Raw genomic sequence first — 8,882 nt, forward strand, 5'->3', positions numbered from 1 at the left:
GGATCGGCTCGACCTCGCCGCCCCCATGGCGCGGATGATGGCGGCGGCCGGGGCCGAGCTGTTGCGGGAGGCCGATTGCCTCGTGCCGGTACCGCTTCATTGGACGCGCCTGTGGCGTCGCCGTTTCAACCAGGCCGCCCTCCTCGGCCGTGGCATCGGCCGCATCGCTTCCCTGCCCTGTGAGACCTCGCTTCTCGCCCGGGTGAAGGCGACGCGCTCGCAGGTCGGGCTCAGCCGCGCGGCGCGGGCGACGAATCTCCAGGGCGCGTTCCGGGTCCCCGCATCGGCGAAGCCCAGGCTCCAGGGGCGAAGAATCCTGCTCATCGATGATGTCACCACCACCGGATCCACCGCCAATGCCGCCTCGCGGGTGCTCTTGCGGGGAGGAGCGGCTTCGGTGGACGTCCTCACCTTCGCCCTGGTCGCCGCCGAGGCAGGCTAAGCCAACAAACCGACCTCCGCCCTTGACAGCCGGGCTCCGCCACGGCCTCCCAACGTCCATGACAGGATCGACGTCACGAGACATCGCGGTGATCGGCGGCGGCCCGGCGGGGCTCGCTGCCGCCGAAATGCTGGCGGGAGCCGGCCATCGCGTCACGCTCTACGAGCGGATGCCCTCGGTGGGGCGCAAGTTCCTCATCGCCGGGCGGGGCGGCCTCAACCTCACCCATAGCGAGCCGCTGGCATCGTTCCACCAGCGCTACCACCCGGCCCAGCCGCCCCTCGCCGGAGCGATCGACGCCTTCTCCCCGCAGGCTCTACGGGACTGGTGCGAGGGGCTCGGCCAGCCGACCTTCATCGGCTCCAGCGGGCGGGTCTTTCCGAAGAGCTTCAAGGCCTCCCCGCTCCTGCGGGCCTGGCTGGGGCGGCTCGACACTATCGGCGTCCGCATCCTCACCCGTCATCGCTTCCTCGGTTGGGACGCGGATGGAAGCCTGGCTTTCGAGACCCCGGACGGGCGCCTCACGGTGGCCCCCCAGGCGACCCTGATGTCCCTTGGCGGAGCGAGTTGGCCACGGCTCGGCTCGGACGGGACCTGGGTCCCGCTTCTCACCGGGGCCGGGATAAAGGTTTCGCCCCTCAAACCCGCCAATGTCGGCTTCAGCGTGCCGTGGTCGGACGTGTTCCGCGAACGCTTCGCCGGGACACCCCTGAAGCGCGTCGCGCTCAGTCTCGGCGACGAGACCGTGCGCGGCGAAGCCATGGTCACCGCGGACGGGATCGAGGGCGGGGCGGTCTATGCCCTGTCGCGCCTCATCCGCGATGAGATCGAAGCCGAGGGTGAGGCCCGTCTCGTCCTCGATCTGCGGCCGGACCTGACCGAGGATGCACTGATGCGACGCCTCGCGTCGTACAAGCCGGGGGCGTCGCTCGCCACGCGCCTGCGCAAGGATGCGGGGCTCGATCCCGTGGCGGCGAGTTTGCTGCGCGAGGCGGCCGGCCGCGCCCTTCCATCCTCGGCGGGCGAACTCGCCGCCTTGATCAAGGCGGCTCACTTGCGCCTGCTCGCTCCCCGTCCGATCGAGCGGGCGATCTCCACGGCGGGGGGCGTCGCCTTCGAGGCCATCGATTCCCGCTTCATGCTGAAGGCGCGGCCCGGCGCGTTCGTCGCCGGCGAGATGCTGGATTGGGAAGCCCCCACCGGCGGCTACCTGTTGCAGGGCGCCTTTTCCAGCGCCCGTGCGGCGGCCGCCGGGATGATGGACTGGCTCGATGAGGCCGGCCCGGACCTATAGACGCGAGCAGAAGCCGACCATGCCCTTGGCGTCGGACGGACAGGACGCGCTGGCGCCGCCATTGGCGAAGGACGGACTTCCTGAGGACAGGCAATAGGCCGAGACGAAGGCCTCGCCGCTGTCACAGCTCAACTCGCAGCCACCGGACGAGCAATTCTCGTTGCGGACGGGACGCAGGGTGGAGTTGGCGGCGCTGGCGGTGAGGCCCGCCGCTCCCGGTTCGCCCTGAGGACCGGCAGGCCCCCTGGGACCCGTTTCCCCCTTGGGACCAACGTCGCCTTTGGGGCCGACCGGCCCCTGCGGGCCTGTCTCCCCCTTGAGTCCCACGTCGCCCTTCGGTCCCGCCTCCCCTTTCGGCCCGGCCTCGCCTGCGGGCCCCGCCACACCCGGCGCACCGGCAAGCCCTGCCATGCCCTGGAGACCGGGCTCTCCCTGCGGGCCGGCATCGCCCTTGGGGCCGGGTTCGCCGGCCGGCGCGCAATTGGCCACCACGGCCTCCCTCTCGTCCTCGCCGGCCTTCAGTGCCGCGACGCAGGTGGCGGGCCGATAGGGCAGACGGAACAGGAATCGGCCGCGCGAATCGGCCATCACCGAGATGTCCTCGTCGAGGATCACGACGGTGCCGGCCTTGCGCACGCTGCCGGAGATCCGCAGATCCCCCGCCTCGATCCGCGCATCGTAGACCTGGATCGGCTGCGTCGGCGCCACGACCCGCTTGGGCCTGGCCGCCCTGGGCCTTGGGGCCGCGGCGGCATCCGTCGCAGGGGCGGCGCTCATCCCACCGCCGGGCTGGCCGGGACTGACCTGGCCGGGCGCCTGAGCCGCTGCCGGACCGGCCGCGAGCCCGGCGAGGATCATCAATCCCATCAATGATTTGGTCATGAAGCCTGTCGGGGCCGGGCACTTGGCGGCATGGTCGAGGCGCATGGGTTCTTTCCAGGCTGATGCGCCGGAGGTCCGGCACGGCGGAGGGACAATGCCGGGTCCGGTCATGCGGTCAAGCCCGGCCCGGATCGTCCCGCCGTCTCGCGGCCGTTCCTCCATCCACACTCATCCACAGCCGTCCACAGGGGAAGCGGCTGTAGCCGCTCAGGAATTTTGCATCCCCCCGAAACCGGTTGAAATTGTTCTTGTTTTGTTCTTATTGTCCGGTGATGGGACGGACAGGATGGATTTGGCTCGACGAAGATGCGCGATGACGGCGAAACGGAGACGGACGGGCTCGAGCGGCGCCGGCGGATCGCTCTGGACGCCCTGCGCGGCCACGGGGCAGGACAGGCCGACGTCCTGTCCGTCGAGGCCCTGCCTCTGGGAATCGCCCATATCGATTCCGGCCTTCCCGGCGGAGGGCTCTCCCTTGGCCGACCGCACGAGATCGCCCCGGAATCCGAGGGCGACGAGGCGGCGGCGTTGGGCTTCACCCTCGCCCTCATGGCCCGACACCTCGCGCGGGTGGAGGGGGAGGCTCTCCTCGTCATCGGCAAGGGGCACCCGACACCCTACGGCCATGGGCTCGCCGGGCTCGGCCTCGATCCGGGCCGCCTGCTGATTCTGGAGGTCGAGAGCGACGCGGATGCCTACCGCGCCTTGGAGGAGGCCCTGCGCTCGCAGGGGCTAAGGGCAGTGGCGGGGCTGGTGAATGCCGGCCTGCCGCTGAAGCAGAGCCGGCGGCTGCATCTGGCGGGCGAGGCGGCCTCCCGCCTCCTCCTCGTCCTGCGGCCACCGCAGGCGGAAAACCCGAACATGGCTGCGACCCGCTGGCGGATCGGCTCGGGGGCGGCCCTGCGGGACCGGTTCGGCTGCATCGAGCGGCCCTGCTGGCGGGCGCGGCTCGACCGCTGTCGCAACGGACGGACGGGGAATTGGCTTCTGGAGTGGGATCATGCCGCGCATCGTTTCGGTCTGGCTGGAGCAGTGGCCGCTGACGCGCCTCAGGCGCGCTCGGGCCGCGCAGGATGACGCGGTCTCCCCCGCCGTCGTGGCCGCCATCGGGCCGGGAGGCCTGCTCATCACGGCCGTCGACGCCGCTGCCCGGGCTCTCGGCCTGCGTCCGGGCGAGCCCCTCGCACGGGCGCGCGCCCGGATCGGGCCGGGCATCGCCGTTCATCCCGCAGACCCGGAGGCCGATGCCACCGCCCTCGCGCGTCTCTGCCTCTGGGCCAAGCGGTATACCCCCCTGGTGGCGCCGTTCGGGCCGGGGGAAGGCGGAGACGGCTTCTTTCTCGACGTGGAGGGGGCAAGCCACCTGTTCGGCGGGGAAGACGCCCTGATGGGCGACCTCGCCGCCCGTCTGTCGGCCAATTCGATCCCCGCCCGGCTGGCCCTGGCCGACACGCCGGCCTGCGCCTTCGCGCTCGCCCGCCACGGCGGTTCGACGCGTCCCGTCATCGTGCCCCGGGGAGGCAACGCGCCGGCCCTGCGCGACCTCTGCGTGAGTGCCCTGCGGATCGAGCCGGCCATCGCCGAATCCCTCCGCTGCCTCGGCCTCCGCCGGATCGGAGCGCTGGCCGAGGCGGCCCGCCCTCCCCTGGCACGACGCTTCGGCGAGACCCTGCTCCTGCGCCTCGACCAGGCGCTGGGGAGGAGGCCGGAGCCGCTGGTCTCCCTGGGGGAGCCGGCCGCCTTCGGCGCGAGTCGGGGTTTTCTCGATCCGATCGGACATCAGGCGATCATCGTCGCCACCGCCATACGGCTGATGCAGGAGATCGGCCCCCGCCTCGCCGCCTCGGGCCTGGGCGCGCGATCCCTGCGGCTGAGCCTCTACCGGGTCGACGGCATCGAGCGCAGCCTCGATCTCGGCCTGTCGGAACCGACCCTCTGCCCGACCCAGGTCGGGCGGTTGCTCGATCTGCGCCTCGACCGGCTCGGGCCGGCCCTCGATGCCGGCTTCGGCTTCGAGACCGTGCGGCTCGACGTGACCGGCATCGGCCGGTTGGAGGCACGCCAGGGCGCCCTGGCCGAGACGGGCCTCGACCGGGAGGCCGAGACCGGCGGGACCGCCCGCCTCGCCGACGCCCTCAGACAACGCATCGGGGCCAGGGTCATCCGCGTGAGTCCACGGGCGAGCCACATCCCCGAACGCGCCGATGCCCTGGAGCCCTGGCGGGTGAGGAGAATCGAGATGCGGTGGCCCGAGCGGGTGGGCACCCGGCCTCAGGGCGGGATGCCGCCCCGTCCCCTCGTTCTCCTGTCTCGCAGCGAGGCGGCCGACGAGGTGTTTTCGCTCGCCCCCGACGGACCACCCCAGCGCTTCCGCTGGCGGCGGCGCCTGCACCGGATCGCCCATGCCGAGGGTCCGGAGCGCATCGCCGACGCCTGGTGGCACGCCCCTGCCCCCGCCCGGGATTACTACGTGGTCGAAGACGAATCCGGCCGGCGCCTCTGGCTCTACCGGGAAGGCTTCCACACGGCTGAAACGGCGGCGCGCTGGTTCGTGCAGGGATTGTTCGCGTGAGGGCCGAGATGAGCGCCCTCCCCTCTCCCCGCCGGGCGGGGAGAGGATCGCGGGCACCTTGCCGTGCCTGCGATGAGCGGAGGCGAAGCCGGAGCGAGGGTGAGGGGGAGATTCCGGACGAGTCTCCTTCGGACGCCCCCCCTCACCCTCGGCTGCCGCCTCGCCGCGCCGACGACGGGGTCGTCGCGGCCCTCTCCCCGCTCGCGGGGAGAGGGGATCACGCGAACGGCCCATCATTCTGCGCATGACCCCGCCCTATGCCGAGCTCGCGGTCACCACGAACTTCTCGTTCCTGCGCGGGGCCTCGCATCCGCAGGAAATGGTGGCGCAGGGCGCCGAGTTCGGGCTCCACGCCATCGGCATCGCCGATCGCAACACGCTGTCGGGCGTGGTGCGCGGCCATGCCGAGGCCAAGCGCCGGGAGAAGGCGGGCGAACCGACGATCCGTTACCTGCCGGGGGTCCGTCTCGTCACCGAGGAGGGGTTCGAGGCCGTCGCCTATCCGATGGACCGAGACGGCTACGGACGGCTCTGCCGGCTGCTCACGGACGGCAACCGCCGCTCGGAGAAGGGCGCGTGCCGGTTCGGTGTCCCGGACATGCTCGCGGCGGCAAGGGGGCAGGTCTTCATCGCGCTCCCGCCGGAGGAGGACGATCCCGTCTTCGCCCGCCATCTCGCCGCCCTGGCGGAGACGGCCCCCGGGTGCGTTTTTCTCGGCGCGAGCCATCGTTATCGCGGCGACGAGCGGCGTCGGCTCGGCCGCCTCGCCGGGTTCGGGGAGCGCCTCGGCGCGCCCATGGTGGCGGTCTCGGATGCGCTCTACCACCACCCCGACCGGCGCCCCTTGCAGGACGTGCTCGCCTGCATCCACGAGGGCTGCACCCTGGTCGAGGCCGGCTATCGCCTGGAAGCCAATGCGGAGCGTCACCTGAAGCCACCCGCCGAAATGGCCCGGCTCTTCGCCGACCACCCGGAAGCGATCGCGCGCACGATCGAGATCGCCGAGACCTGCGGGTTCTCCCTGGAGGAGCTGAAATACGAGTATCCCGACGAGCCCGTTCCCCCCGGCCGGACGGCCCAGGGGCATCTCGAATACATGACCCGGCAAAGGGCCGAACTGCGCTACCCGGACGGTATCCCGGAGACGGTCGAAACCTCCCTGCGCACCGAGTTCGACCTGATCCGCCGCCTCGACTACGCCCGCTACTTCCTCACCATCCACGACATCGTCGAATTCGCCCGGAACCGGGGAATCCTGTGCCAGGGCCGCGGCTCGGCGGCCAATTCGGTTGTCTGCTACTGCCTCGGCATCACGGCGGTGGACCCGACCAAGATCCGGCTCCTGTTCGCCCGTTTCATTTCCGAGAGCCGGGACGAGCCGCCCGACATCGACGTCGATTTCGAGCACGAGCGCCGCGAGGAGGTGATCCAGTATCTCTACGACCGGTATGGGCGAGACCGGGCGGCGATCTGCGCCACGGTGATCCACTACCGGCCTCGCAGCGCCATCCGCGAGGTCGGCAAGGTGCTGGGCCTCACCCCCGACATCACCGGGATGATGGCCGACACGGTCTGGGGCTCCTGGGGCGCCGGCCTGCCGGACCAGCATATCGCGCAGGCCGGGCTCGACCCCGCCAACCCGGCGATCCGGCAGGCGGTGGACCTCGCGATCCAGCTCATCGGCTTCCCGCGCCACCTGTCGCAGCATGTGGGTGGGTTCGTGCTGACGAAGGGACGTCTCGACGAGACCGTGCCGGTGGGCAACGCGGCGATGGCCGACCGTACCTTCATCGAATGGGACAAGGACGACATCGACACGATCGGCCTCCTCAAGGTCGACGTGCTGGCGCTCGGCATGCTCACCTGCCTCCGGCGCGGCCTCGACTTCCTGCGCGAGGATCACGGCATCGCCTACGAGACGCTGGCCGACCTCCCGCGCGAGGAGCCGGAGGTCTACGCGATGCTGTCGAAGGCCGATTCCGTCGGCGTGTTCCAGGTCGAGAGCCGGGCGCAGATGTCGATGCTGCCGCGCCTGAAGCCGAAGGAATTCTACGATCTGGTGGTGCAGGTCGCCATCGTGCGCCCCGGCCCGATCCAGGGCGACATGGTCCATCCCTACCTGCGGCGGCGCTCGGGCGAGGAGCCCGTCGTCTTCCCGTCCCCCTCCCCCGAGCACGGGCCGAAGGACGAACTCGAGGAGGTGTTGAAGCGGACCTTCGGCGTGCCGCTGTTCCAGGAGCACGCCATGCAGATCGCGATCACGGCGGCCGGCTTCACGCCGTCTGAAGCCGACGGGTTGCGCCGGGCCATGGCCACCTTCCGGCACAACGGCCAGATCGTGAATTTCAGGACCAAGTTCATCGAGGGCATGGCCGGGCGCGGCTATCCGCGCGATTTCGCCGAGCGCTGCTTCAAGCAAATCGAGGGATTCTCAACCTACGGCTTTCCCGAGAGCCACGCGGCGAGCTTCGCCCTGCTGGTCTACGCCTCGGCCTGGATGAAATGCCGCCACCCTGACGTCTTCCTGGCCGCAATCCTGAACTCGCAGCCCATGGGCTTCTACCAGCCGGCCCAGCTCGTGCGGGATGCCCGTGCCCACGGCGTCGAGGTACGCGGACCCGACGTCAATGCCAGCGAATGGGATTGCACCCTGGAACCGGCCTCGGCGCAGAGGGGGCCGGAGCGCCGCTTCGCCGTCCGCATCGGCCTGCGCCAGGTGAGCGGCCTGCCGAAGGCCGGCATGGCCCGGCTCGTTGCTCTGCGCGGCAACGGCTATGCCAGCGTCGAGGGCCTGCAGGCCGCCCTGACACTGCCCCGCAACGCCCTCGAGCGCCTAGCGGAAGCGGACGCCTTCCGCTCCCTCGACCTCGACCGCCGCGCCGCCCTCTGGGCGGTGAGGGCACTGGAAGGCACCTCGACGCGCGCCAGCGCCGCGCGGGGCGTCTCCACCGACCGGCGCACCCATCTCCTCAATGCGCCGATGCCGCTCTTCGCCTTCCATGCCGACGATGGGCTGTTCCGGGCCGAGCCCACGGTGGAGCTGCCCGCCATGGCGCTCTCCGAACATGTGGCGGAGGATTACGTCTCCACCGGCCTTTCGCTGAAGGGCCATCCGGTGGCGTTCTTCCGCGCCCGCCTCGCCCGCATCGGCGCGATCCCGGCGGCGGCGCATCACGACCCTTCATGGGTCCAGAATGCCCGCGTCACGGTGGCGGGCCTCGTCCTCACCCGGCAGCGCCCCGGCACCGCCAAGGGCGTGGTGTTCCTGACGCTGGAGGACGAGACCGGCATCTGCAACGTCATCGTCTGGAAGAAGGTCTTCGAAGCCAACCGGCGCATCGCCATGAGCGCCCGCTTCATCGCCGTGCGCGGGCGCATCCAGCGCTCGGGGCTGGTGGTCCATCTCCTGGCCGAGCAGTTCCGCGACCTGACGGAGGAATTGCGGACCCTGCGCGAGGGCGGTCTCCCCCTCCCACCGGAGACCACGGATTTCGGGGCGCCGCCGGACCGGCGCGTCTACCGCAGCCGGGATTTCCATTGAGGGGCGGTACGCATCCCCTCTCCCCGCAGGCGGCTACCGGATTCATCCATTTGCTTTTGCAGGCAGAGCGCGTCCCTCTCCCCCTTGTGGGGAGAGGTCAGGAGTGGGGGTGGCTCCGCCAGCCTCCGACGGCTGAGGGTCACCCAACCAC

General features: G+C 71.0%; 6 protein-coding genes. 5 read left to right on the forward strand and 1 reads right to left on the reverse strand.

What is annotated here, in order from left to right:
- Together MBTS_RS19410 and MBTS_RS19415 are read left to right on the forward strand one after the other, a co-directional pair.
- Positions 1-442, forward strand: a 442-nt coding sequence (locus MBTS_RS19410) for a ComF family protein (protein ID WP_192216271.1), incomplete at its 5' end; no start/stop codon positions are given.
- Positions 443-500: 58 nt separating this feature from the next.
- A complete protein-coding gene (locus MBTS_RS19415; RefSeq protein WP_056142792.1) occupies positions 501-1,736 on the forward strand; it encodes a TIGR03862 family flavoprotein in 1,236 nt (411 codons plus the stop codon).
- On the opposite strand, the gene MBTS_RS19420 is transcribed toward MBTS_RS19415, so the two are convergent.
- Positions 1,731-2,618: a collagen-like protein gene (locus MBTS_RS19420; RefSeq protein WP_238254287.1), complete on the reverse strand. Its 888-nt coding sequence runs from the start codon at positions 2,616-2,618 to the stop codon at positions 1,731-1,733. The genes MBTS_RS19415 and MBTS_RS19420 overlap by 6 nt on opposite strands.
- A gap of 306 nt (positions 2,619-2,924) precedes the next feature.
- Between MBTS_RS19420 and MBTS_RS19425 the strand changes: the two genes are divergently transcribed.
- The 3 genes from MBTS_RS19425 (at position 2,925) to MBTS_RS19435 (ending at position 8,731) form a co-directional block, all read left to right on the forward strand.
- A complete protein-coding gene (locus MBTS_RS19425) occupies positions 2,925-3,695 on the forward strand; it encodes an ImuA family protein (RefSeq protein WP_056142599.1) in 771 nt (256 codons plus the stop codon).
- Complete coding sequence (locus tag MBTS_RS19430; protein WP_192216273.1) at positions 3,619-5,190, forward strand: Y-family DNA polymerase; 1,572 nt, start codon at positions 3,619-3,621, stop codon at positions 5,188-5,190. Before MBTS_RS19425 ends, MBTS_RS19430 begins: the two co-directional genes overlap by 77 nt.
- A gap of 244 nt (positions 5,191-5,434) precedes the next feature.
- Positions 5,435-8,731, forward strand: coding sequence for an error-prone DNA polymerase (locus tag MBTS_RS19435; RefSeq protein WP_192216274.1), 3,297 nt, complete (start codon positions 5,435-5,437; stop codon positions 8,729-8,731).
- Positions 8,732-8,882 lie beyond the last annotated feature (151 nt).

The organism is Methylobacterium bullatum, assembly GCF_014845095.1.
Lineage (GTDB): Bacteria > Pseudomonadota > Alphaproteobacteria > Rhizobiales > Beijerinckiaceae > Methylobacterium > Methylobacterium bullatum.